This is a genomic window from Rhodoferax ferrireducens, assembly GCF_049302455.1.
GTDB lineage: Bacteria > Pseudomonadota > Gammaproteobacteria > Burkholderiales > Burkholderiaceae_C > Rhodoferax > Rhodoferax ferrireducens_B.
The window spans coordinates 1-24248 of sequence record NZ_JBAQMD010000023.1 but is presented as its reverse complement, the minus strand read 5'-3'; the positions used below and the strand labels follow the sequence as shown (position 1 = coordinate 24248).

At 61.8% G+C, this 24248-nt stretch carries 19 protein-coding genes; 12 read left to right on the top strand and 7 right to left on the bottom strand.

Going from position 1 to position 24248, the window contains the following annotated elements; genetic code table 11:
- The 3 genes from WA157_RS03645 to WA157_RS03635 all read left to right on the top strand — a co-directional run.
- On the top strand, positions 1–385 hold a 385-nt coding region (locus WA157_RS03645), incomplete at its 5' end, for an ATP-binding cassette domain-containing protein (protein ID WP_422619664.1).
- Between the two features lie 2 nt (positions 386–387).
- A complete protein-coding gene (gene urtE / locus WA157_RS03640) occupies positions 388–1080 on the top strand; it encodes an urea ABC transporter ATP-binding subunit UrtE (RefSeq protein WP_422619663.1) in 693 nt (230 codons plus the stop codon).
- Between the two features lie 30 nt (positions 1081–1110).
- A complete protein-coding gene (locus WA157_RS03635; RefSeq protein ID WP_422619662.1) occupies positions 1111–1941 on the top strand; it encodes an urease accessory protein UreD in 831 nt (276 codons plus the stop codon).
- A 34-nt stretch (positions 1942–1975) separates the two neighbouring features.
- On the opposite strand, the gene WA157_RS03630 is transcribed toward WA157_RS03635, so the two are convergent.
- Together WA157_RS03630 and WA157_RS03625 are read right to left on the bottom strand one after the other, a co-directional pair.
- Positions 1976–2578, bottom strand: a complete 603-nt coding sequence (locus WA157_RS03630; RefSeq protein ID WP_422619661.1) for a YqiA/YcfP family alpha/beta fold hydrolase — start codon at positions 2576–2578, stop codon at positions 1976–1978.
- 147 nt (positions 2579–2725) lie between these two features.
- The gene (locus WA157_RS03625; protein WP_422619660.1) at positions 2726–5083 is read right to left on the bottom strand and encodes a hypothetical protein; all 2358 of its coding nucleotides are present in this window, start codon (positions 5081–5083) and stop codon (positions 2726–2728) included.
- 188 nt (positions 5084–5271) lie between these two features.
- Between WA157_RS03625 and WA157_RS03620 the strand changes: the two genes are divergently transcribed.
- The 3 genes from WA157_RS03620 to rodA all read left to right on the top strand — a co-directional run bounded on the left by WA157_RS03620 (position 5272) and on the right by rodA (position 9081).
- Complete coding sequence (locus WA157_RS03620) at positions 5272–5997, top strand: response regulator (protein ID WP_422619659.1); 726 nt, start codon at positions 5272–5274, stop codon at positions 5995–5997.
- Between the two features lie 113 nt (positions 5998–6110).
- The gene (locus tag WA157_RS03615) at positions 6111–7904 is read left to right on the top strand and encodes a sensor histidine kinase (protein ID WP_422619658.1); all 1794 of its coding nucleotides are present in this window, start codon (positions 6111–6113) and stop codon (positions 7902–7904) included.
- A 22-nt stretch (positions 7905–7926) separates the two neighbouring features.
- The gene (gene rodA / locus WA157_RS03610; RefSeq protein WP_422619657.1) at positions 7927–9081 is read left to right on the top strand and encodes a rod shape-determining protein RodA; all 1155 of its coding nucleotides are present in this window, start codon (positions 7927–7929) and stop codon (positions 9079–9081) included.
- Between the two features lie 28 nt (positions 9082–9109).
- Here rodA and WA157_RS03605 read toward each other — a convergent pair whose 3' ends face one another.
- Positions 9110–11689, bottom strand: coding sequence for a bifunctional diguanylate cyclase/phosphodiesterase (locus tag WA157_RS03605; protein WP_422619656.1), 2580 nt, complete (start codon positions 11687–11689; stop codon positions 9110–9112).
- Positions 11690–11753: 64 nt separating this feature from the next.
- Between WA157_RS03605 and tldD the strand changes: the two genes are divergently transcribed.
- The 6 genes from tldD to WA157_RS03575 all read left to right on the top strand — a co-directional run bounded on the left by tldD (position 11754) and on the right by WA157_RS03575 (position 20508).
- Positions 11754–13226, top strand: coding sequence for a metalloprotease TldD (gene tldD, locus WA157_RS03600; RefSeq protein WP_422619655.1), 1473 nt, complete (start codon positions 11754–11756; stop codon positions 13224–13226).
- Positions 13223–14767, top strand: a complete 1545-nt coding sequence (locus WA157_RS03595) for a hypothetical protein (protein ID WP_422619654.1) — start codon at positions 13223–13225, stop codon at positions 14765–14767. Before tldD ends, WA157_RS03595 begins: the two co-directional genes overlap by 4 nt.
- 195 nt (positions 14768–14962) lie before the next feature.
- A complete protein-coding gene (locus WA157_RS03590; RefSeq protein WP_422619653.1) occupies positions 14963–16102 on the top strand; it encodes a 3-deoxy-7-phosphoheptulonate synthase in 1140 nt (379 codons plus the stop codon).
- A 151-nt stretch (positions 16103–16253) separates the two neighbouring features.
- Positions 16254–16658 (top strand): hypothetical protein, encoded by a 405-nt coding sequence (locus WA157_RS03585; RefSeq protein WP_422619652.1) that lies wholly within the window; start codon positions 16254–16256, stop codon positions 16656–16658.
- 134 nt (positions 16659–16792) lie between these two features.
- On the top strand, positions 16793–18151 hold the full coding sequence (miaB, locus tag WA157_RS03580) for a tRNA (N6-isopentenyl adenosine(37)-C2)-methylthiotransferase MiaB (RefSeq protein ID WP_422619651.1): 1359 nt from the start codon (positions 16793–16795) through the stop codon (positions 18149–18151).
- Between the two features lie 164 nt (positions 18152–18315).
- Positions 18316–20508: an O-antigen ligase family protein gene (locus WA157_RS03575; RefSeq protein ID WP_422619650.1), complete on the top strand. Its 2193-nt coding sequence runs from the start codon at positions 18316–18318 to the stop codon at positions 20506–20508.
- Positions 20509–20611: 103 nt separating this feature from the next.
- On the opposite strand, the gene WA157_RS03570 is transcribed toward WA157_RS03575, so the two are convergent.
- The 4 genes from WA157_RS03570 to WA157_RS03555 all read right to left on the bottom strand — a co-directional run.
- The gene (locus tag WA157_RS03570) at positions 20612–21007 is read right to left on the bottom strand and encodes a type II secretion system protein (protein ID WP_422619649.1); all 396 of its coding nucleotides are present in this window, start codon (positions 21005–21007) and stop codon (positions 20612–20614) included.
- Positions 21008–21387: 380 nt separating this feature from the next.
- Positions 21388–21888 (bottom strand): hypothetical protein, encoded by a 501-nt coding sequence (locus WA157_RS03565; RefSeq protein WP_422619648.1) that lies wholly within the window; start codon positions 21886–21888, stop codon positions 21388–21390.
- Between the two features lie 2 nt (positions 21889–21890).
- Positions 21891–23129: a type II secretion system F family protein gene (locus tag WA157_RS03560; RefSeq protein WP_422619647.1), complete on the bottom strand. Its 1239-nt coding sequence runs from the start codon at positions 23127–23129 to the stop codon at positions 21891–21893.
- 6 nt (positions 23130–23135) lie between these two features.
- Positions 23136–24248: GspE/PulE family protein (locus tag WA157_RS03555; RefSeq protein ID WP_422619646.1), on the bottom strand; the 1113-nt coding region annotated here is incomplete at its 5' end.

The following is a 24248-nucleotide window of genomic DNA, read 5'->3' as shown; positions in this document are numbered from 1 at the left end:
CCTGGACTCCATGCAGTCAGATCGCCTGCTTGAGGTCCTGCACACCATTCACCTGACCGGCAACGCGAGCGCTCAAGCGGGCACTTTGAGCCACGGCCAAAAGCAGTGGCTGGAGATTGGCATGCTGCTGATGCAAGACCCCAAGTTGCTGCTGCTCGATGAACCCGTGGCCGGCATGACGGACATTGAGGCCGAGCGCACCGCCGAGCTGTTTTTGAGCCTCAAAGGCCGGCACTCGCTGATGGTGGTGGAGCACGACATGAGCTTCATCAACACCATCTCCGACATCGTCACCGTGTTGTGCGAGGGCGCGGTGCTGGCGCAAGGCACGCTGGCGCAGGTGCAAGCGGATGAGCGGGTGATCGAAGTCTATTTGGGCAGATGAGCATGCTGAACGTCAAAAACATCAACCAGTATTACGGCGGCTCGCACATCCTGCGCGATGTGAGTCTGCAAGCCACGCTCGGAAAAGTCACCGTCATTCTGGGGCGCAACGGTGTCGGCAAAACCACGCTGCTGAAAAGCCTGATGGGCCTGGTGGCTATCAAGACCGGCAGCATCGAGTTGGATGGCAAACCGATTCACAACGCCACACCCTACGAGCGCGCCCGCGCCGGCATTGGTTTCGTGCCGCAAGGGCGTGAAATATTTGCCCGGCTCACAGTGGAAGAAAACCTGGCGATGGGACTGGCCTACAAACCCGCCAGCACGCCGATTCCGTCTGAACTGTTTGACCTGTTCCCGGTGCTCAAGCAGATGTTGCAGCGCCGCGGCGGCGATTTGTCGGGCGGGCAGCAGCAGCAACTGGCGATTGCCCGGGCGCTTGCGGCCAGCCCGAAGCTGCTGATTCTGGACGAGCCCACCGAGGGCATCCAGCCCAGCATCATCAAGGACATTGGTCGCGTCATCCGCATGTTGGCGAACCGCGGCGACATGGCGATCGTACTGGTGGAGCAGTACTACGACTTTGCCCAGGCGCTGGCCGACGACTATGTGGTGATGGAGCGCGGCGCCGTGCTGGCCCGGGGCAAAGGCCCGAATATGGAAATTGACGGCGTGCGACAGTTGGTGGCGATTTGAGCCCCTCTGGCGGCCAGTTAGGATCACGCCATGACTTGGCACGCCACGCTCTCCCTTGACTACCGGTTGGAATCTGAACGCAGCGTGCTGCGTCACGTCCATGATGGTCCGTTGCGGGTGCTGAAAAGCCTGTACCCGCAAGGTGATGGCACTTGCCACAATGTGCTGGTTCACCCACCTGGCGGGCTGGTGGGGGGCGACACATTGGACATTCAAATCGCGGTTGGCTCTGGCGCGCACGCGCTCATCACCACACCGGGCGCCACACGGTTTTACCGCTCGTCAGGTGAGCCTGCCGTGCAGCGAACCCGGCTGCGCCTGGAGGCGCTTGCGCGCATGGAATGGTTGCCGCTGGAAGCGATTTTGTACAGCGGCTGCCTGGCAGAAAACCATTTGAGTTTTGAACTCGCGCCCGGCGCCGAGTTAATGGCCTGGGACGTGACGGCGCTGGGACTGCCGCATGCGGGCCTCCCCTTTGTAAGCGGGCGTTTTTGCCAGCACATTGAGCTGCCTGGCGTCTGGCTGGAACGGGGCGTTATTGATGCGGCGGACACGCGCCTGCTTGGCAGTCCGCTGGGCCTGGCTGGGCAGCGTTGCATGGCGTCCCTCTTTTTCGTCACCGGGAGTGCGCTTGAGCGTCCTCGCCGCGACTTGGCGCTCGATGGCGCGCGGCAGGTCTTGCAGGCGCACGAGCTTCAATCCAGCGCCGGTGTGACATGTCCGAACCCTCGGGTTCTGGTGCTGCGTGTCCTGGCACCGCAAGTGGAAGTGGCGATGGACTTGCTCAAAAAAGTCTGGGCAGTCTGGCGTCAGCTGTTGTGGAATCAAGCCGCAGTGCAACCCAGAATTTGGGCCATGTGAACGCCGCAGACCGCAGTGCAAAGACTGAAGATGACTAATCCAGCCCCAAAAATGCCATCACGGCAGGCAGTTGCAGGTCAAAGTCAGTGATGCCGTGGTCGCTGCCTTCAAGCAGGCGGAGCTGGGCCCCCGCGTAGCGGGCATGAGACTCGCGCCAGTCCAGCAGTTCATCCCCCTTGGCAATGACGGCCAGATAACGTTCGGGTCGCGTCAGGGCCGCGCATGCCAGGTCACGCAACTCCTGCACAAACTCAGGCTGGAAGAAAAAGCGCTCTTGGGGATCCTGCCAGCAGGTTTGCTCGCCAATGTATTTCTCCAGGTCGCGTGCCGGGTTGACCGCCGGGTTCAGCAGCACGGCCTTGCAACCGGTTTGCTCTGCCACCCAGGTGGCATAAAAGCCACCCAGCGAGGAGCCCACCACCGCCATTGACTCGCGCGGCCAGTCGGCGCTGCCTTGCAACAACAGGGCCATGGCTTCACGCGGTGAGGGCGGCAACTGCGGGCACCACCAATGCACATCGGGCCGGTGGCTGGCCATGTGCTGCGCCAGGGCGCGTGCCTTGGCTGATTGTGGTGACGAGCGAAAGCCGTGCAGGTAGAGCAGGTGGGTGATGGGTGTGGGCTGGGGCGTGGGCATGAACCGGATGATAGAGGCGAAAAAAAGCCCCGCGGGCCGGGTGGCGCGCGGGGCACTCAAAATTGCTGCAAAGGCTCGAGAACTTTGCAGCGGGAGAGCTCGGCTAGTTTCCCGTCAAGGTCAACCAGGCGCGGCTACCCCTCACGTTCAACGACGTTGCGCTGCGAAGCTGCCAGTCGTCGGCGTGGATGTCGGATCGCTGTAAGTGCCGCTGCCGGTACCCGCCAGGAAATTGAAGTTGCCGCTGGCGGTGCTGCTGGCGTTGTCCGTGAAAGTGAACGCACCGGTGGATGGATTCGTGAACGTCGCCGAGCACGCGAAGAACGACAAGTCCGTTGTGTCCTGGCATGCAACGCTGCCGTTGGCGTTGATGAAAACGGTCATGCCACCCGTCGTTTGGGCCGGGTCACGAATGTCCCAGGTGCCTTGGTAGGACGCGGCCGTCAGGGTCAACGGTACGGATGGATCATCGTCGACCGTCAAGCCCAATTGCGTCAGCAGTGCGGTGGCCGCAATGGTGTTCAGGCGGACGCTGTTGCTCACGACAGGCTTGTTCTGATAGCCCGAATAGACCTTGCCGGCGCGCTCCACAAACACTTTGGTGAAGGTCAACGGCGATGCCTGTATGGGCGCGTTGTTGAGCGTCAGCACCCGCGCATCACCCAGGGTCGCAATGGTGTAAGAACCCGTGCCGATCTCCGTGCAGTTGCGCGTCGAACCGTTGTTAAAGCGCTCTTTGCATGCGTAGTAAGTGACCGGGTTGGTGCCGGTGCCCTTGAAGGCCACGCGCAGTTTGGTGTTGCCGCTGTAGAAACCAGGTGCGGTGCCGGCCCCGACGGGCGCCGTGCCGATGGTGCCGATGCCCACGGTGCTGTTGCCCCATGCCTCATCGCTGGTGTCGGGGCTGGTGTACTTGATCGTGTTGTACGTAAAGCTGCCTTGCCCGAATACGCAGGGCGTACCCGTCATGGCGCCGATCAAGCCCTCCAGGGTGGTGCTGTTCGCGCCATTGGTGGTCTTGAATTCGGTCGAGTTACAGCCCACCCCGGCTGCCTGCGTGCTGGCCGTACCACCGGCCGAGACCGCCGAGCTGTACTGCGTCACCAGGCTGCTGCTGCCGGGGTAGTAAGCAATCGCCGTGGTCAGCGAGGTTCCTGTTTGATAAAACAACGAAGAGCCGGTCGGGAAGGTGGCCGTTCCCAGCAATGTGGGGTCCGCAATCCTCAGGTTGGTGTAGCCCGCCGCGCGTGCCTGGGCGTAGACATCCGCCATCGCCTTGTCGGCAATGTCGAATGTGGCGCGATTGGTCTTGCCGGTCTCATAGCTGTCGCAGTAGTTGTACGTGCTGTTGCCCAGCGCGTCGCGCACGCCCGAGGTGTTCTCAAAATTGAGAGGGCAGTTGGTCCAGGCGCTGCCGTTCCAGTGCAGGTCCGCTTGACGCCATGGATCGCCACCGGCGCCCCACTTGGCCAGGGTGCCAGCGTTGCTGCGATAGCGCCGTTCGACGTACTTGACATTGTTGTCGGCGTCCGGCGTATTTTGGAGCAGTGAGCCACTGAACACTCGGACGAAGACGTTCGACGCATCGACAAAGTTGAAGTTAACCAGGTTGAATCCCGCCGCCGCAGGGGCCGATGCGACGGGCGTGGTTGACGAGGTCTGGGTATTGATAGCCACGACCGTGGCCATCGAGGCTGGTGTCAAGCCCGAATTGGTCACGAGCGTTTGAGCCGCTGCCAGCAATGCCGCCTCTTTGTCCGCAGTCGTGCTTGCGGCCTGCACCGCCGGGTCGCTCATGGCAGTCACCAGTGCGGGCAACAGTTCCAGCAGTTTCTTCTGGATGGCCTTGTCGATATCGGCTTGCGTGATGGTGGCGCCATCGACCGTCGTCGAACCCAGCACCGTGCCGCCGAGGGCCGTGACCTGCTGCTGGGTGGTCACCACCACCATGCGCGCCACCGTGGCGGCGCTGATGCTGCCGTCGGTCGGCGCCGCCACTTTCGTGAAGTCCTGAAACAGCGAGACGGTGATACCGGTGGCGGCTTGCACGGACGCGGCCGCATCAGCGGTGCTGGCACCGGTGCTGGCAACCGTCTGTTGCACCAGCGTGGTCAGCGGGCTGATCACACCGACCGTGTCTGCCGGGGCTGACATGGTGAAGGGCACGGGCACGGCGCCGGTATCGGCGTCAATCGCGTCGGTACCGACCACAGCGATGACCGGGTACTTGCCGGCGTCGGCCAGGTCCACCGTGAGCGTGACCTTGCCGGCGGCATCCGTCTTGGCGAAAGGTTCGCCGCTGTCGCAAACCCCATTGCTGTTCTTGTCCAGGCAGACGGTTGCGTTTTGGATGGGCCCGTCGACCACGGTGACGGGCACGTCGGTCGTGGTGGCCGCAGGGATGATTGGCGCCGGCGTACTGGTGCTGCCACCGCCACAGCCGTAAATCGTCAACAGGCCGGCGCTGGTGATACCAAGCGCAAGTCGTTTAAGCGTAATGTTCATAAAAACCTCTTGATGTGTTTGGGAAGCAGGCGATTCAGAAACGGGTTCTGAACTTCTTGATCTGCGTCATGGATGTTATCGAGCGGATGGTGGCGGGCAATCCCATATCCATGGGATGAGCCGGTATGGCCAAGGCAGACGGCTACGGCTATGCTCGCGGTTGATTTGAAAACAGCAAGGCAAAACAAGTGTGGCGTGTACTGGTGGTTGAGGATGATCCGCAGACGCGGGAATTTTTTTCGGGCAGCGTGTCGCGCTGCGCCGAACTGCTGTTGGCCGCCAGCGTGGGCACGGTGGCCGAGGCGAAGGCCTGGCTGGATGACAACGCGAACACGGTCGATGTGCTGCTCACCGATCTGGGCCTGCCCGATGGCAGCGGGCTGGAGGTGATCCGCCATGCGAGGCGGCTGAACCCCGCCTGCGAGCCGCTGGTGATCTCGATGTTTGGTGATGAAGACAACGTGCTGGCCAGCATCGAGGCCGGCGCGCTGGGCTACATCCACAAGGATTCGACGCCCGACGACATTGCGCAGACGATTCTGGACATGCGGGCCGGCGCCTCTCCCATTTCTCCCATGATCGCGCGCCGCGTGCTGTCCAAGTACCAGTCTGATCGCCGACAGACAAATAGGGTGCTAGCCCCCGTCCTGCCTTCGTCTATAGCTATCAAAACTGAAGCAATTGAGGACGGTGAGGCGAAGTCGCAGCGCGGCCTGCTGTCGCCACGCGAACAGGAAGTTCTGGCCTTGATCGCCCGGGGTTTTTCTTACGCGGAAATTGCCCGTTTGCAGGGTTTGAGTGTTCACACCGTGCAGACGCATATCAAGAACCTCTACGGGAAATTGTCCGTGCATTCCAAAAGCGAGGCGGTGTTTGAAGCCACGCGCATGGGTTTGCTGTCGGGGCATGACTGAAGCCGGGTATGGGAGCGGGCGTTTGATGCGACGCATAAAGCTTCGCTAAGATGCGCTGCTCCATGAAGCCTTGCTGCCTTTTAAAACGTTTACTTCTTTGCTGTTGCGCTCTGGTGTTCGCCGGTCTGGCCGTGTCGGCGCAGGCCCTGACGCTGGAGTTGCGCCAGGCGCAAGCGCTGGTGACGGTGCAGGGTCAGACCACGCGCGAGACGGTCAGCCTGCCCTACCATTGGGACCGCCATCACGCGGGCCTGGCTGGTGAGGCGACTTTTGAGCTGCCGTTCGAGCTGGCACAGGCGCCGACGGTGCCCTTCGGCCTGTACCTGCCCCGGCTCGGCAATGCCTATGAAATCTGGCTCAACGGCGCCCTGCTGCAGCAAAACGGTGACTTGCAGCATGGAAACGGCCCGGACTTTGCCAAGGCGCCGCGCCATATCTTGATTTCGCCCGGCCTGCTGCGCACCCACAACCTGTTTCGTGTGCAGATCCGGGCCGATGTGGGCCGCCGTGGCGGTCTGGCCCCGCTGACCCTGGGGCCGGACGAGGAGGTCTATCCGCTCTATCTGCACGACTACCGCTGGCGCAGCACGGGCTCGTTCATCGTGGTCATCGCCAGCCTGCTGATCGGTCTGGCGGCGTTCGCCTTATGGGCGACCCAGGTCGATGCCGCCGGGCCGGGACGTCCCCGGCGCGACCCGCTGTATCTGTATGCGGGCGTGGCCGAATTGTGCTGGACGGTCGCCGTCAGCGACGCCATCATCGAGCACCCGCCCTTGCTCTGGCCGTGGTGGGGCATGGTGGCACTGATGGCGGCGACGGTGTGGGTGGGCAGCATGATATTGTTTTGCGCCGAGGTGGCCGGCTGGAGCCGTCTGAGGGCGGTCACCTGGCTGCGCCGCTGGCTGGCCCTGTTGCTGGTGGCGAGTGTTGCGGCTGGCACGACCTCGCTGGTGTACGGCTATCCGCTCGCGATGACGCTTTTCTACGCGGCCTTGGGACTCACCGCCCTGATCTTCGTCGCGACCTTCATCTGGAAGGCGGTGCGCGGTGCCTCGCTGCCGCACAAGATCGTGGCGGCCGTGGTGTTGTGGAACACGCTGGTGGGCTTGCGCGATCTGTATGTGTTTCGCCTCAGCCAGGCCTACGGCGGCAACACCTTGCTGCGCTACAGCTCGGTGCTGTTCGGCCTGACGCTGCTTTACATCGTGATCATGCGCTTTCGCGTGGCCAGCGCGCAGGCGCGCGACCTCAACGCCAATCTGGCGGCGCGCGTGGCGCAGAAGGAGCAGGAGCTGGCGCAGAGCTACCGGCGCGTGGAACAACTCGCCCGCGAGCAGGAGCGCACCGCCGAACGCACGCGTATTCTGCGCGACATGCACGATGGCGTGGGCGCCCACATCAGCACGGCCATCCGCCAGATGGAATCCGGGCAGGCGAACCACGTGGAGGTGCTGCAGACGCTGCGCGACTCGCTGGACCAGCTCAAGCTGTCGATTGACGCGATGAACCTCTCGCCGGGTGACATCACGGCCTTGCTGGCCAACCTGCGCTACCGGCTGGAGCCGCGCTTTAAAGCGTCCGACATCGAGCTGCAATGGGATGTGGACCTGGTCTTGCCGCTGGCCCGGCTCGATCACGCGGCCATGCGACAGCTGCAGTACATGGTCTTTGAGTCGCTGTCCAATGTGCTGCAGCACGCGCACGCCACTCAGTTGCGCATTGAGTTGCGCAGCACAGGGCAGGGTGGCGCGCGGCTGCGGGTGATTGACAATGGCTGCGGCTTCGAGCCCGAGCGCGTGAAGCGCCGGGGCCTGAGCTCGCTGCGCGAGCGGGCCGCTGCCATCGCCGCGAGCCTGCTGATCACCAGCGTTGCGGGCAATACCGTGGTGGAAATCGAGCTGAATTGATCAGTCACGAGATAATCCACGCATGGCGCAACAATTTGGAAAAATTCACCCCTGGCGACGCATCACGCCCTGGTTTCGCGGCTTTGACGGCCCGCTGGCATTCGCCGTGTTCATGCTCGCCTGTGCCGGCTTGCTGACGATGTACTCCTCGGGCTACGACCACGGCACGCGCTTTGAGGACCATGGCCGCAATATGTTGCTGGCGGGCTTCCTCATGTTTGTGGTGGCGCAGATTCCGACGCAGCGGCTGATGGCGCTGGCGTTGCCGCTGTATGTGCTGGGGGTCACCCTGCTGATTGCGGTGGCCATCTTTGGTGTCACCAAAAAAGGCGCCCGGCGCTGGCTTGACGTGGGCATCACCATCCAGCCCAGCGAAATTCTCAAGATCGCCGTGCCTTTGATGCTCGCCTGGTGGTTCCAGAAACGCGAAGGGCAGTTGCGTCCGCTGGACTTTGCGGTGGCGGGGGTGCTGCTGGCGCTGCCGATCGGCTTGATCGTCAGGCAGCCCGACCTGGGCACCGCCATTTTGGTGTTGTCGGCGGGCATGTCGGTCATCTTCTTCGCCGGTCTGTCCTGGAAGTGGATCGTGCCGCCGCTGCTGTTGGGGGTGCTGGGGGTGGGATTGCTGGTGGGCTTTGAGCCGCAGCTGTGTGCCGACGGTATGCGTTGGCCGGTGTTGCACGACTACCAGCAGCAGCGTATTTGCACCCTGCTGGACCCGTCGCGCGACCCGCTGGGCAAGGGCTTTCACATCATTCAGGGCATGATTGCGATTGGCTCGGGCGGCTTCTGGGGCAAAGGTTTTATGCAGGGCACGCAAACGCATCTTGAATTTATCCCCGAGCGCACCACCGACTTCATCTTTGCTTCATTTTCGGAAGAATTCGGGCTGATTGGCAATTTGCTGCTGATTGCCGGCTTTGTGTTTCTGATCCTGCGCGGCCTGGTCATTGCCCTGGAAGCACCCACGCTGTTTTCCCGCTTGCTGGCCGGCAGCATCACGCTGATCTTCTTTACCTACGCCTTTGTCAACATGGGCATGGTCAGCGGCATTGTGCCGGTGGTGGGGGTGCCGCTGCCCTTCATCAGCTACGGCGGCACGGCCATGGTCACGCTGGGCATGGCGCTGGGGATATTGATGTCGATTGCCAAGTCCAAGCGGCTGGTGCAGTCGTAACGCCAGTTCTGCCCTCAGCGAATCAATGTTAACTGTGCGCACGCAGAAAAGCCACCAGTTCCTCAGGTGCTTGGGGTCTGCAAAAGAAATACCCCTGCACCTCGTCGCAGCCGTGCGCGCGTAACAAGGTCAATTGCGCCTGGGTTTCAACCCCCTCGGCGATGGTGTTCATGCCCAGACTGTGGGCCATGCTGATGATGGCATTGACGATGGCCAGGTCTTCCGGGTCGTCGGTGATGTCGCGTACAAATGACTGGTCGATCTTGATCTGGCAGGCGTGAAAGCGCTTGAGGTAGCTCAGCGACGAGTAGCCGGTGCCAAAGTCATCGATTGAAATCTTCACGCCCTGCTGGTGCATGCGCTCCATGACCGCAATGGCGCCCAGCGGGTCATGCAGTGCCACCCCTTCGGTCAACTCCAGTTCAAGAAATTGGGGCGGCAGTTGCGCCTCGGCCAATATTCTGGCCACCAGCTCGGGCAGATCGGGGTGACGAAACTGCACGGCGGACAGGTTGACCGACATCGTCATCGACGCCAGGCCCAGATCCCGCCATTGTTTGGCTTGCCGGGCAGCGGTGCGCAGCACCCATTCACCGATGCTTTGAATCTGACCGCTGGCTTCGGCAATCGCAATGAATTCGGCCGGCGCGACCTGCCCCAGCTCTGGATGCTGCCAGCGCAGCAGCGCCTCGACACCGACTATTCTGTTCGTGCTGAGCGACAACTGGGGCTGGTAGTGCAGGCGCAACTGATCGCGCTCCAGTGCGCGGCGCAAGGCGTTTTCAATCTGGAGTGCGCGGTCGGTCGTGAGCTGCATTTCGGTCGTGTAAAACTGGTAGCCGTTGCGTCCGCTTTGCTTGGCGCGGTACATGGCGATGTCGGCGCGTCTGGACAGGGTCTCCAGATCGTCGCCGTCCCGCGGGTACTGGGCAATGCCCATGGAGGGCGTCACCGTCAGTTCGTGCGGCCCGATTTGCACCGGCAGGCTGACGGTTTGCAGCAACTTCTGGGCCACGCGCGCCGCGCCCTTGGAGCCGGTGTCTGGCAGCAGCAGGATGAACTCATCACCCCCCAGGCGCGCCACCGTATCCTGTTCGCGCACCACCGACTGCATTCGCGCCGCCAGCGCCACCAGCAGTTGGTCGCCCACCCCATGCCCGAGCGTGTCATTGATGTTCTTGAAGTGATCGAGGTCCAGAAACATCAAGGCCAGTGATTCCTGGCGCCGGTTGGCCTCGCTCAGGGCGTGGCGGATGCGGTCGTTGAGCAGGCTGCGATTGGGCAGGCTGGTCAACGCATCGAAATAGGCCAGTTTCTGGATGTCTTTCTCGGCCTGTTTGCGCTCGGTGATCTCGCGCGAGATCACGATGAAGCGCGGCTCCTGGCCGGCGCTGACCGCCTTGCGTGCCACCGAAAGCTCAAACCACCGGTCTTGCTCTGGCGACGCCAGTTCAAATTGCTGACCGTGGGCCAGACCGAGTTCATGCGCTTGTTTGAGGGCCTGCAGCACCACTTCGGCGGCCGCAGGAGGCAGCACCTCGGACACCGTCTTGCCAAGCAGGGCCTGCGCCGGTGCGGCAAGCAGGTCGGCGCGCGGCGAATGGCACAGCAGGTAACGTCCGTTCAAGTCCATCTCAAATAAAAGATCCGGTATGGCGTCCAGCGTGGCGCTGAGTTGTCGCTCTGATGCCTGGATTTCGGCGGTGCGTTCACTCACCTGCTGCTCCAGATTGACCTTGTAGGCGCGTTGGCGCGTCAGAAGTTTGGCCAGATAGGCCAGCAGCCATGAAAACAACAGCCCGATAAAAGTCTTGCCGGCCAAACCTGCCCGGTCGCCCCAGCCCAGTCGCGGCGCCACACTGAGCGTCCAGACGCCGTTGGGCACTTCAAAACCTTGGACGACCGGCTCGATCAACGGCGCAGACTGTGATTCCGCGATGATTTGAGTCTGCTTTGTTTCGGGGTTGACGCGCCAAAGTTTGTAATCCAGTCCACGCTGAAGCAGGCTGGGCAAGTGGGCCGACTCCAGGGTCTGCGGAAAACGCATCACCACATTGGTGAAACCCCAGAACTCTGGCGTGCCCTGAGCGTTGTCGAGGTAGATCGGTAATCTGGCCACCAAGCCCAAGCCGCCTTGCCTGAGTTCAAGCGGACCGGCCAGCGTGAGTTGCCCGGTCGATCGCGCTCGCTGCGCTTCCTGGCGCATCACCGGGTCTGTCAGCAAATCCAGGCCAATTGCTTTTTCATTGCCAGCCAGCGGCACTGCGTTACGAATGACGCCGCCCGGGGCGAGAATCAGCACCGACACACCCGGGTAAAAGGGCAGCATCCTGGTGGCCACCGCGTCGAAGTTATCCACTTGACCACGGCCCTGCTGGACCAGCGCGGCCATCGCGTAAATGGCAGACAGGGCGCGATCCAGCTGTTCCCGGGCCGCTCTGGCACGGTCTTGTGCCAATGTGTAAACCTCGGCGCGCGCATGCTCCCTGCGCTGGCGTTCCTGGTGCCAGATCAGACCGGCGCTGAGCATGGCCGCCAGCAAGAAGACGACCCCGGCCACCCGCATGGGTTGCGTCGGTTTGTGGTGCGAGGCCGGCGTCGTCAGCATCAAGAGGCGGGGTTATCAGGCAGCATGTCATGGTGATTATCGGCGCACCACCTAAAATGAATCCATGATCTCTCGCGAACCCACTCTTGAACGCTTAGGCCTAGCCAAGTCCCTGCTGCTCACGCCCTTTGGGCTGGACGAATCCCACCTGGCCCAGGCCTTAAAAGAAATCAAGGCGCATCAGGTGGACGAAGCCGACCTGTATTTTCAATACACGCGTTCTGAGGGCTGGAGCCTGGAAGAAGGCATTGTCAAGACCGGCTCCTTCAGCATTGACCAGGGTGTCGGCGTGCGCGCGGTCAGCGGCGAGAAAACGGCGTTTGCCTATTCGGATGACATCTCCGAGTCCTCGCTGCTGGATGCGGCCCGCACGGTCAGGTCAATTTCGGCTGTAGCCCAGACAAGGCGGGCGCGAGTAGCTACAAAAAAGATAGCTTATGGGCGTTCCTTGTACCCCGGCCTGGACCCGATCACCACGCTTGACAGCGCGGCCAAGGTCAAGTTGCTGGAGCGAGTGGAGCAACTGGCCCGTGCCAAGGACCCGCGCGTGGCGCAGGTCATGGCGGGCGTGGCGAGCGAATACGACGTGGTGCTGGTGGCGCGTGCCGACGGCACGCTGGCGGCCGATGTCCGCCCGCTGGTGCGACTGTCGGTGACGGTAATTGCCGAGCAGGGCTTAGGTGCCAAGATGCGGCGTGAAATGGGCTCGGCCGGCGGCGGTGGCCGCTTCGGCTTGGCTTATTTTGATGAGGCGCAGATCACGCAATACGTTGATGAGGCGGTCAAAGCCGCGCTGGTCAACCTGGAAGCCCGCCCGGCGCCCGCCGGTGAGATGACCGTGGTGCTTGGCCCCGGTTGGCCCGGCATCTTGTTGCACGAGGCGATTGGCCATGGCTTGGAGGGCGACTTCAACCGCAAGGGCTCCAGCGCGTTCAGTGGCCGGGTCGGCCAGCGTGTCGCCGCCAAAGGCGTGACCGTGCTGGATGACGGCACCATCGCCGACCGCCGGGGCTCGCTCAATGTCGATGATGAAGGCAACACCAGCGCCCGCAATGTGCTGATTGAAGATGGCATTCTCAAGGGTTATATGCAGGACGCCATGAATGCGCGTCTGATGGGGGTGGCACCGACGGGCAACGGCCGGCGCGAGAGCTACGCCCATGTGCCGATCCCGCGCATGACCAACACCTACATGCTGGCCGGGGACAAGTCCCCCGAAGAGATCGTGGCCAGCATCAAGAAGGGCTTGTACGCCACCAACTTTGGCGGCGGCCAGGTGGATATCACCTCGGGCAAGTTCGTGTTTTCGGCCAGTGAAGCCTACTGGGTTGAAAACGGCAAGATCCTGTACCCGGTCAAGGGCGCGACCATCGTTGGTAGCGGCCCGGATGTGCTCAAGCGCGTCAGCATGATCGGCAATGACTTGAAGCTTGACAGCGGTGTCGGCACCTGCGGCAAAGAAGGCCAGAGTGTGCCGGTGGGCGTGGGGCAACCGACCTTGCGCATCGATGGTCTGACGGTGGGAGGCACGGCGTGAAAAACTTGTTGATGGCCAGCCTGTGTGCCGGTGGCTTGTTGGGGTCTTCCTTGGGTCATGCCCAGGGCAATAGCGAACCGACTGCCGGACTGAAGCCGACCGCCACGACCTGGCGTTTGACCTCTGAAACGCTGGCACTGCCGGGTGGCGAAAAAATGGGCATGGTCGCCGGCGACCTCATGTTTGATGTGAGTGAGCAGCTGCGATTGGGTGTGGGCAGTTACGGGGCCGTGCGCGGTGACCGTGGCGGTTTCATCACGCTGGGGCTGGCGGGTGAGTGGCGCCAGCGGCTCAATCCAAGCTGGCTGGCTCACACCGGTTTGTTTGTTGGCGCCGGTGGCGGGCGTGGTGGCACCAGCGCCTTGTCGGGTGGTGGTCTGATGCTGCGGGGCGACGTGGGTTTGACTTACGAGATGCCAAGCGTCGGTAATTTTGCCTTTGGCGTGAGCCATGTGCGGTTTCCGTCGGGTGTGATTCGCAGCACGCAGCCCTATGTGCGCTACGAATATCCGTTCTACAGTTTGTTGAGTCCGGGTTGGGATACCCTGCCCCGTGCCGGCACGGCAGAGGGCGCCAGCGTGTCGTCCCACCGCAATGAGTTTGCGCTGGTGGCCCGCAGCTACAAAATCCCGGCCTCCGTGCTGCGCGACGATGGCCAGCCGCAACACAGCAGCATGCAGTTGGTCGGCGTCGAATGGCTGTCTTACATGGACTCCAACTGGTTTGTCAAACTGGAGTCGGAAGGCGCCATGGGTGGCCAGAGCAATGGCTACATGCAGATTCTGGCCGGCGCTGGCTACCGCATGCCGCTCTGGCGCGGCGGTGCGATCAAACTTCATGTCGCGGCCGGCCCGGCGGGCGGGGGCGGGACTGACACCGGCGGGGGTTTGCTGTTGGATGCGGGGGTTTCGCTGCAGCAAAACCTGAGCGAGCGTACCGCGCTGGAGTTCTCGGTGGGCGAAGTGCGTGCGCCCTCACGCAGCTTCAGGGCGCAAAGTGCGGCCCTCAAATTGAACTACCAGTTTGGTTTGCCGGGGGTCTCTGGCAACCGTATTTCCTGGCCCGCGCTGGGTGGTTTTGACGCAGAAAACCTGCGCGTGCGGGTGGCAAACCAGACCTATTTCAAGGCGTCACCCCAGTGGCGCAACCAGTATGTCGACGAGTCGGTGAGCAATCTGGGCGTGCAGCTTGACTATTTTGTGACGCCCCAGTGGTTTGTCACCGGTCAGGGCCTGGCCGCTTATGCCGGCGAGGCGGGGGCCTACATGACCGGGCAGGTTGGTGCCGGTGTGCAGCGGCAGTTGTCGCAGCGCTGGTTTGCCGAGGGCGAAGCCCTGGTGGGTGCGGCCGGCGGCGGCGGTCTGGCAGTGGGTGGTGGACTGGTGGGTCAACTCAATGCTTCAATTGGCTACCGCTGGACAAAGCAGGTGTCGGTGCTGGCCACGGCAGGGCGCATTCAGGCCATGCGTGGTGGCGATTTCAAGGCCAACGTGGCGGGCTTGTCGGTGGCCTATCAATTCAACGGCTTTGTTCAGAAATGAGCCGCTGGCCCGACTATGCTAAAGTGAAGCCCATGAAATCGTTCTGTTTTTTCTTTAGCTACTTTTGGTTCTCTTGTCGCCTGCGGCGGTAGAGAGTTCTGAACGTACCCAAACCAAACGTCCTGATCTTCCAAAAACCGCCGGCTACCCCGGCGGTTTTTTTATGACTTTTTTTGATGAACTGAGGAATTGCACATGACTGCCAAATCCATTGCTGCCAGCACCGATGCCTGGTATGCGAACGTTGCCGCCAATGCCACCGACCGCACCGGTCAGACTGACAACGAACGCATCAAGGACATCACCGTGTTACCGCCTCCTGAGCATTTGATCCGCTTTTTCCCCATTCACGGAACGGCCGTGGAGTCGCTGATCAGCAGCACCCGCCGGCGCATCCATAACATCATGGCGGGCAAGGATGACCGCTTGCTGGTGGTGATTGGCCCGTGTTCCATCCACAACCCGGCCGCCGCGCTGGACTACGCGCGCCAGCTCCAGGTGCAGCGCGAAAAGTACGCCGACACGTTAGAGATTGTGATGCGCGTCTACTTTGAAAAACCCCGTACCACCGTCGGCTGGAAGGGCCTGATCAATGACCCGTATCTGGATGAAACCTTTCGCATCGACGAAGGCCTGCGCATCGCGCGCCAGTTGCTGATCGAGATCAACCGCCTGGGCCTGCCTGCCGGCAGCGAGTTTCTGGATGTGATCTCGCCCCAGTACCTGGGCGACTTGATCTCCTGGGGCGCGATTGGCGCGCGCACCACCGAGAGCCAGGTGCACCGCGAACTCGCCTCGGGGCTGTCGGCGCCGATAGGCTTCAAGAACGGCACCGATGGCAACATCAGGATCGCCACCGACGCGATTCAGGCCGCCGCCGGCGCGCACCACTTTTTGTCGGTGCACAAGAATGGTCAGGTGGCGATCGTGCAAACCAAAGGCAATAAAGATTGTCACGTCATCTTGCGCGGTGGCAAGGCTCCCAACTATGACGCGGCCAGCGTCGCCGCAGCGTGCAAAGACCTCGAAAAAGCCAAACTCCCGGCGACCTTGATGGTCGACTGCAGCCACGCCAACAGCAGCAAGCAGCACGAGAAGCAACTCGACGTGGCACGCGACATTGCCGCGCAGCTTGCCGGCGGCTCAAGAAGTGTGTTCGGCGTGATGGTGGAAAGCCACTTGACTGCCGGCGCCCAGAAGTTCACGCCGGGCAAGGATGACCTGTCCAAGCTGGAATACGGCAAGAGCATCACCGACGCCTGCCTGGGTTGGGACGACTCGGTCAAATTGCTGGAGGTGTTGGCGGCGGCAGTCAAAGCGCGCCGGGCGGGCTGAAGACGCACGGGGGGCAGGGCAGCGGTGCGTCATTTACACTTGCGCCACGTCGCCGGCATCCCGCAAGCGCTTTTTCAGCCTCTGGACAAACACCATGAACCGCTGCCTGACTCCAAACCCCCACCATTTTCTCAGGAGGCTTTGCCTCCTTGTGCTCAGCGCCTCGGCCCTGAGCTTCAACCTGGCCTGCGCGCAAACCGGCGTGCGCCAGTTTCCCGCCACCGCCCAGCGCGGCACGCTGGTGGTCACAATGCCGCCCGAGGTGCTGATCAACGGCGCGCCGGCGCGACTCTCACCCGGCGCCCGCATCAAGGGTGTCAACGACGCCCTGGTGCTGTCGGCCTCCCTGGTGGGACAAAGCGTGCTGGTGAACTACCGGCGCGACATGCAAGGGCTGATTCACGAACTGTGGATTCTGAGCCCTGAAGAAGCGGCAGAGAAACGTGCCGGCATGGAGCCGGTGACCAACTTTGTCTTTGGCTCGGACGCCGACAAGCCCAAAACTGACGACGGCAAAACGCCGTTTGACCAGTTGCCCAAGTTTCCCCGGCAATAGCCACGGCAGGCGCTTGGCCAGCCCGACCAGCGGCTTGGCTGCGCGCCCAGAACATTTATAACAAATCAGGCTCTAGCCACCGTCAATAGGGCGTTAGTAGCTATCTAATTCATAGTAATTGAGTGAGTTTCACCATGAGCAAAAAAGTCTTCATCAAAACCTACGGCTGCCAGATGAACGAGTACGACTCGGACAAGATGAGCGATGTGCTGGGCGCCGCGCAGGGCTACGAGCCCACTGACAACGTGGAAGAAGCCGACCTGATCTTGTTCAACACCTGCTCGGTGCGCGAAAAGGCGCAGGAGAAAGTGTTCTCCGACCTGGGGCGTGTCAAACACCTGAAGAAGAAAGGCGCGCTGATTGGCGTCGGTGGCTGCGTTGCCAGCCAGGAAGGTGCCGCCATCATCGAGCGCGCGCCCTATGTCGATGTGGTGTTTGGCCCGCAAACCCTGCACCGCCTGCCGCAACTGCTGGCCGAGCGCGAGCGGCTCAACCGCTCGCAAGTGGACATCAGCTTTCCCGAGATTGAAAAGTTTGACCACCTGCCGCCCGCCCGGGTTGAAGGCGCCAGCGCGTTCGTGAGCATCATGGAAGGCTGCTCCAAGTACTGCAGCTACTGCGTGGTGCCCTACACCCGCGGCGAAGAAGTGAGCCGCCCGTTTGAAGATGTGCTGGTCGAGGTCGCCGGCCTGGCGGATCAGGGCGTGAAAGAAATCACGCTGCTGGGGCAAAACGTCAACGCCTGGCGGTCCCGGATGATTGGCGACGCCAGCGCGCTCTCAAGCGAGATGGCCGACTTCGCCACCCTGCTGGAATACGTGTCGGACATTCCCGGCATTGAGCGCATCCGTTACGTCACCAGCCACCCCAACGAGTTCACGCCCTCACTGATTGCGGCCTACGACAAGTTGCCCAAGCTGGTCAGCCACCTGCACCTGCCGGTGCAGCATGGCTCGGATCGCATCCTGATGGCCATGAAGCGCGGCTACACCGCTATGGAATACAAAAGCACGGTGCGCAAGCTGCGCGCCATCCGCCCCGACATGGCGCTGAGCAGCGACTTCATCGTCGGCTTCCCCGGTGAAACCGAAGAGGATTTCAGCAAGATGATGAAACTCATCGACGATGTGGGCTTTGACAACAGTTTCAGCTTCATCTTCAGCCCGCGCCCCGGCACCCCGGCGGCCAATCTGCATGACGACACCCCGCATGAGGTCAAACTGCGCCGCCTGCAGCATTTGCAGACGGTCATCAACGACAGCATCAAGCGCATCTCGGAGAGCCGTCTGGGGACGGTGCAGCGCATTCTGGTGGAGGGTGCCTCCAAGCGCGACAGCACCGAACTGATGGGCCGCACCGAGTGCAACCGGGTCGTCAACTTCTGTGGCCAGCCGCGCCTGATCGGGCAGATGGTGGATGTGAACATTACAGAGACACGCACCTTCACGCTGCGCGGTGAGGTGGTGACGCAAGACGCGGCATTGCCGGCTTGACTGTCAAAAATACTATTAATTCAGTAGCTGCTTGCGGAGGATTGACGGGGGCTACAGGCTGATTTGGCATATAAATTGAAGCCAAGCCCGATCCCCCGCAGGCGCAGACTGGCGACCACCATAATGTCAGTCCTTCCGTGACTGAATAGAAATTTCTCTAAACCATGCCCTTCCACCCTGAAACGCCGGTCGGAGTTGATTTGGGCCTAGCCTCTCTTCTGCCCAGGCGGCTCGACCCCGCGAGCTGGCCCGTCGCCGTGCTGGCCTTGATGATGTTGGTGGTGCCCGCCGTGGGCGTACCGAGCGAACTGATGCTGCAAGACACGCTGAAATCCGCGCTGGTGGCGTTTGGCGTGCTGGCGGCCGCCCTGGTGTTCGTTTGGCAGCAGCGCCAGCGCACAGCGCCGCTGCTGTGGCACGGCCTGGTGTGGCTGCCGCTGGCGCTGATGGTGTACGCGCTGGGCAGTATGGCGTGGTCGCACACTTACCTGGCGGGGGTGGAGGCAATACGCTGGTTTTTGCTGAGCTTGCTGCTGTGGCTGGGGCTGAACACCATCACGCGCGACAACCTGCCGATGATTGCGTGGGGCATTCATGGCGGCGCGCTGGTGGCATCCGTCTGGGCCGTCTCGCAGTTCTGGTTCGACTTGGGTCTGTTCCCGCAGGGGCCGATGCCAGCCTCCACCTTTATCAACCGCAATTTTTTTGCTGAATATGCGGTGAGTGCGTTGCCGTTTTCAGTCTATGTGCTGGCCAATCTGCGGGCGTCGCGCTGGCTCGCACCGGTGGCGCTGTCGCTGGCGTTGAACGTGGTCGCACTCATGATGACCGGCACGCGCTCGGCCTTGCTGGCTCTGCTGGTGCTGGTGCCGGTGTTGGCGCTGATTCTGATCCGGTATCGCCGGCAATTTGTGTTTGTACGTTGGAGCCGGGCCAAGCAAGCAATGGTCGGCTTGGTGCTGGTGGCGGGCGTGTTGGGTCTGGGATCGCTGCCCAGCGGCAACGTCAAGATCATCCAGGAAAAAACGGGCAGCACCGCATTGCAGCGCAGCTATCTGCGCGCCTCCTCCATGACCGAGGGCAAGGAATACACCGAACGATCCTTCTCGATTCGCGCTGTGATGTGGAAGGCAACTGCCCGCATGATGATCGCCAATCCCTTGACGGGTGTTGGCGCTGGCGCCTGGGAAGTGCAGATTCCGCTTTACCAGCGCATCGGCGAGGGCCTGGAGACCGACTACTACGCGCACAACGAATTTCTGCAACTGCTCAGCGAATATGGTGTGCTGGTGGGCGGCTTATTCATCGCGGTATTGCTCGCCTACTTGCTGATCGCCGCTGGCAAAACCTGGCGGCTGCAAGGTGTCGACCTGGCCGAGGCGCCGTTGCGGGCACTCACCCTGGCCGGCTTGCTGGCGCTGCTGATTGTGAGCAATGCCGGGTTCCCCTGGCGACTGGCCAGCACCGGGGCGCTGTTGGCGCTGGGCTTGGCGATATTGGCGGGATCGGACGCGCGGCTGGGCGTGCGGGAGAGCTTCTTTGCTGCGCCACTGCGCTGGCGGCCTGGCTATTCGCGCGCGACGCTGGCCGGCTTGCTGTGCTGTACGGTGTTGACGGCGTACATCACACAGCAGGCGGCGCAGGCAGAACGGAAGATTGTTGGCGCGGTCAAGCTGGCTTTCTATTCCCATCAGATAAGGTCCTCCGACCCCAAGCTGTCTGAAAGCAAAAGAAAACAATTGCTGCAGGATATTCGCCAAGGCGTTGCCATCAACCCGCATTACCGCAAACTCACCCCCACGGTCGCCAACAATCTGGCCGCCAGTGGCGACTGGGCTGATGCGGTGTGGATTTGGGAATCCGTGGCGGGCTCACGCCCGAACATTGCAGAAATATGGTCGAACATAGCGCGGGGCTATACGCAGCTTGGCCAGTACGACCGAGCGATGGGCGCGCTGCAACAGTGGCAGCGCCTGCATCCAGATGCGCCTGGGTCAACGGCGCTGGAAGTTGCACTTCTCAACCGTACTGGCCAACAGGTACAAGCGCTGCAAAAAATAATTGGTGCGTATGACCGGGGGCAATATGATTTTTCGCTGCTGATGACGGGCTACGCCATGGGATTGGAAACTCATAACTGGCCGCTCGCCATTCGATCACTGGAACTGCGCAACCAGACCTGGCCTGAGCAAGCGGCTGACGGCTATCTGCGATTGGGGAAAATTTATGCTGATCCTGCGGTGCATGACGATGTCAATGCATTGAGCGCATTTCGGGCTGGGCTGATGACCGTCCCAGCTAACCAAAAAGGCGACTTCATTAGCCAGGTTCCGCTGTGGTATCGAGCGTTGCTATAGCTATAGCAAAAGCGGGTTGCTTGAAACAAAAAAAGAGCAGTAGGGAAACAAACCCGACTGCTCTTTGGGTGCCACCGATTGCTGGCAACAGATCGAGAATTCGTTAATTGATACTGATAATCACGGCGGTCGCTGTTTTGCCGCCGTCAGTTTGAGTTACCGTGCAGTCACTGGCTGTACCTGGTGTCGCTGAAACACCTGGGGTTGTAACGTCGGCAACGGTATAGCCACTTGGAACCCCGCTTTGCAGAATGGCAGCCGCAGCATTTTGGCAAGACATATTTGATGTCTTGGTTCCATGGCTCTGTGTGACACTACGCGCCGCGTAATTCACAGCGCTCGCCGATGCAATACCACCCGCTACGCCTTGAACTGCCGCCGCTTGCGCATCAGCTTTCAAGTCAATGAACTTCGGCAATGCCACCGCAGCCAGCACGCCCAGAATCACGATCACCATCACCAGCTCAATCAAAGTAAAGCCACGTTGCACTTGTTTCATGTTGTCTACCTAGTTAAAAAAAATAAAAGCCATCTGCTGCCTACACGCGCCCGAATGTCACTTGAGCAAGCTTGAGATGGCAAATTCTAGTCGAGCCCCCTTAAGCAATGGGGAGACTTTACAGACCGGGCACAAAGCGTAACGCGGCAAATGAACAAACTCAGCCCGGCTTATCTAGTTTTAAGCGCCCGCAATATAGGCTGTTTCAGCACTTGATCCGGCCAGAACCCCCCCATCAAACACCCAACTGTCGGCCGGTGGGGCGATTGCACAGTCCACGCCAAGCTATCCCAAATCATGGGGATGCGGCGCTGGTACCGCTCAAGGGGGTTGTGTTGCACCATTGCAACAAGCGACAGCACGGCGCCAGCGACAGGCCGCTAGTTCATGACCTGGCCCTGCCAGACATAGGCTTCTTTGGCGCTCAACTGCAGTGGCCCGGGCGCACCGCTGATCTGGTACCAGGCCATCACGTCACCCGTGGGGCTTTGCAGCCATTGGGTGTCAAGCGGCAGGTAGCCGACGCAGACGCAGGCCGCGTCAAACACCCAGCTGCCCGCTGGTGCCGTCAGCGCTTGCGCGGCGCTGGCTTGGCCAAAATAATTGGGCTGGCGACGTTCCAATAATTCAAACGGGTTGCTTTGCATCGCCGCGCCAGCACCCGAAGGCACGCTGCGGCGCAAATGGTCGAGCACAAAAGCGGTGCGCAAGTTGCCCAGCGTTGAGCGCACGGTCGCCAGCTCGGCTTGAGCGTGGACCTCTCGCACCTTGTAGGCCAATACGCCCAGCAACAGCACGATGACCAGCGCCAGCATCGACCACTCGACCAGGCGCTGGTTCCAGAACGAGACATGGCCCGTTGTCAAACGCTTGTCAGGCACGACTAGCCGCCGCCTTTGCCCATGGCGGCCTGGCTCAGGTTCCACAGCGGCAAGAACACGCCCAGCGCCAGCAGCAGCACCAGCACGGCAATGACGGCCAGCAAGATGGGCTCGATCGCCGCCGACAGGCCCTTGATGCTGTAGTCGGTCTCGCGCTCGTACATGCCGGCAATTTCGAACAGCAGGTTGTCGAGCTCGCCGGTTTCTTCGCCGACCGCGATCATTTGCAGCACGACGGGGGTAAAAACGCCGGTGGCGGCGGCGCAGCGCGTGATGGTCTCGCCGCGCTCAATGCCGTCGCGCATCTGCTCGATGCGGCTGCCAATAAAAGCGTTGTCCACGGTCTGCGCCACCACGGTGAGCGCCTGCACCAGCGGCACGCCGCTTTGGCTTGAGAGCGCAAAGCTGCGGGCAAAGCGCGCCAGCGTGGCTTTCAAAATAATGTCGCCCACGATGGGCAATTTGAGTTTGCGCGCGTCCCAGCGGTAACGTCCGGCCGTCGTATTCAAGTAGCCGCGTATCAGCACCGCCGCACCAATGGCGCCTGCCAGCAGCAAGGGCCACCAGGCCAGCATCCAGGCCGAGAACCCCAGCAGCCCACGGGTAATCAGCGGCAGCTCGGCATGGAAGCCGGCAAACACTTTGGCAAACACCGGAATGACGAAGATGTTCAGGATGACCACCGCAATCGCCATGGCGATCAGCACAAAAATGGGGTAGCGCATGGCCTGCTTGATGCGCTCGCGCACGTCGCGCTCGAACTCCAGGTGTTCGTTCAGGCGCAAAAAAACCTCGGTGAGGCGGCCGGTCATCTCGCCGACCCGGATCATCGAAATATAAAAAGCACCAAACACGTCCTGGTGGCGTGCCATGGCGGCGGACAGTTCGCGCCCCTGATCCAGGCTGGCGCGAATGTCTTTGAGCATGTCGACCATCGCCGGCTTGGTGGCTGAGGCCTGCAGCCCGGCAAAGGCCCGCAAAATGGGAACCCCGGCCTTGTTCAGGGTGTACATCTGGCGCGAGAACACCAGGATGTCTTCGACCACCACCGGCTTGCGGTTCAGGCGCGCGAACCAGTTGTCGGCGGCAGTCACGGTCTTTTCAGTCGCAATCGCAATGTGGACCGGTGCGACACCGATCGACATCAACTGGTCGGCCACGCCGCCCTCGGTCATGGCCTCTAACTGGCCCTGAACTGCTTCGCCCCGGACGTTGCGGCCACGCCATGCATAGGTTGCCATGTGGGTTTAGTCCGGCGCGCCCAGGTCTTCGTCCACATCGAAGCCAATGCGCAAGGCCTCGGCCAGGGACGTGCGCCCCTGACGCACCAGCGCCAGCACATGATGCGCCAGCGTGTGGCCCTTCATGCGCTCGCGGGCCAGCTTCATGAACGTGGCCGGGTCGGAGTGTGAGGCGGCTTGGGTGAGCCCGGCATCCATCTCCAACAGTTCATAGATGCCCTGGCGCCCCGCATAGCCGGTGCCGTTGCAGGCGCTGCAACCCCGACCGCGTCGGGCTTGCACCACATCGCCCGCTTCGACCATGCTGGTGAGCCAGGCCAGCTCCTGGGCGCTGGGTTCCTGCGGTTCAGCGCATTCACTGCAGTTGAGCCGCACCAGCCGCTGCGCAATCACGGCTTGCAAGGAGGTGGCCACCATGAACGGCGGCACGCCCATGTCGAGCAGCCGAAACGGCGTGCTGATGGCGTCGCGGGTATGCAAAGTTGACAGCACCAGATGCCCGGTGATGGCGGCACGCAGGCCGATTTCGGCCGTCTCGGCGTCCCGCATTTCACCGACCAGGATCACGTCAGGATCTTGCCGCAGCGTGGCGCGCAGCACGCGCGCAAAGTTCAGTTCAATCTTGTCGTTGACCTGCACCTGGGTAATGCCGGGCAAGCGGTATTCCACCGGGTCTTCGACCGTGATGACTTTCAGTTCGGCGGCGTTGATTTCGGCCAGCGCGGCATACAAGGTGGTGGTTTTGCCGGAGCCGGTGGGCCCGGTGACCAGCACCAGACCGGCGCTGCGGCCCAGTACTTCGCGAAAGCGTTTGAGCATCGCCTCCGGCATGCCAATGCCGTCCAGGCGGCGCATGCCCGCGCCCTGGATCAGCAGCCGCATGACCACCGATTCGCCGTAGCTGGTGGGCAGGGTGGACAGGCGCACGTCAATGGTTTGCTCTTTCAGGCGGACGCTGAAGCGGCCGTCTTGCGGCAGACGCTTTTCAGAAATATCAAGCCCCGCCATCAGCTTGAGGCGCTGGGCCAAGGCGCCGGCAATGCGTTTGTCGGCCAGCGTTTGGGTTTGCAACACACCATCGACCCGCACCCGGATTTGCAGACCCGCTTCCTGCGGCTC

Coding starts and splice junctions, on each gene's coding strand:
- WA157_RS03590 (WP_422619653.1), top strand. CDS start 14,963: ATGACTGCCAAATCCATTGCTGCCAGCACCGATGCCTGGTATGCGAAC.
- WA157_RS03605 (WP_422619656.1), bottom strand. CDS start 11,689: ATGCTGACGACGCCGGCCTCGCACCACAAACCGACGCAACCCATGCGG.
- WA157_RS03575 (WP_422619650.1), top strand. CDS start 18,316: ATGCCCTTCCACCCTGAAACGCCGGTCGGAGTTGATTTGGGCCTAGCC.
- WA157_RS03635 (WP_422619662.1), top strand. CDS start 1,111: ATGACTTGGCACGCCACGCTCTCCCTTGACTACCGGTTGGAATCTGAA.
- WA157_RS03560 (WP_422619647.1), bottom strand. CDS start 23,129: ATGGCAACCTATGCATGGCGTGGCCGCAACGTCCGGGGCGAAGCAGTT.
- WA157_RS03570 (WP_422619649.1), bottom strand. CDS start 21,007: ATGAAACAAGTGCAACGTGGCTTTACTTTGATTGAGCTGGTGATGGTG.
- WA157_RS03625 (WP_422619660.1), bottom strand. CDS start 5,083: ATGAACATTACGCTTAAACGACTTGCGCTTGGTATCACCAGCGCCGGC.
- WA157_RS03630 (WP_422619661.1), bottom strand. CDS start 2,578: ATGCCCACGCCCCAGCCCACACCCATCACCCACCTGCTCTACCTGCAC.
- tldD (WP_422619655.1), top strand. CDS start 11,754: ATGATCTCTCGCGAACCCACTCTTGAACGCTTAGGCCTAGCCAAGTCC.
- urtE (WP_422619663.1), top strand. CDS start 388: ATGCTGAACGTCAAAAACATCAACCAGTATTACGGCGGCTCGCACATC.
- rodA (WP_422619657.1), top strand. CDS start 7,927: ATGGCGCAACAATTTGGAAAAATTCACCCCTGGCGACGCATCACGCCC.
- miaB (WP_422619651.1), top strand. CDS start 16,793: ATGAGCAAAAAAGTCTTCATCAAAACCTACGGCTGCCAGATGAACGAG.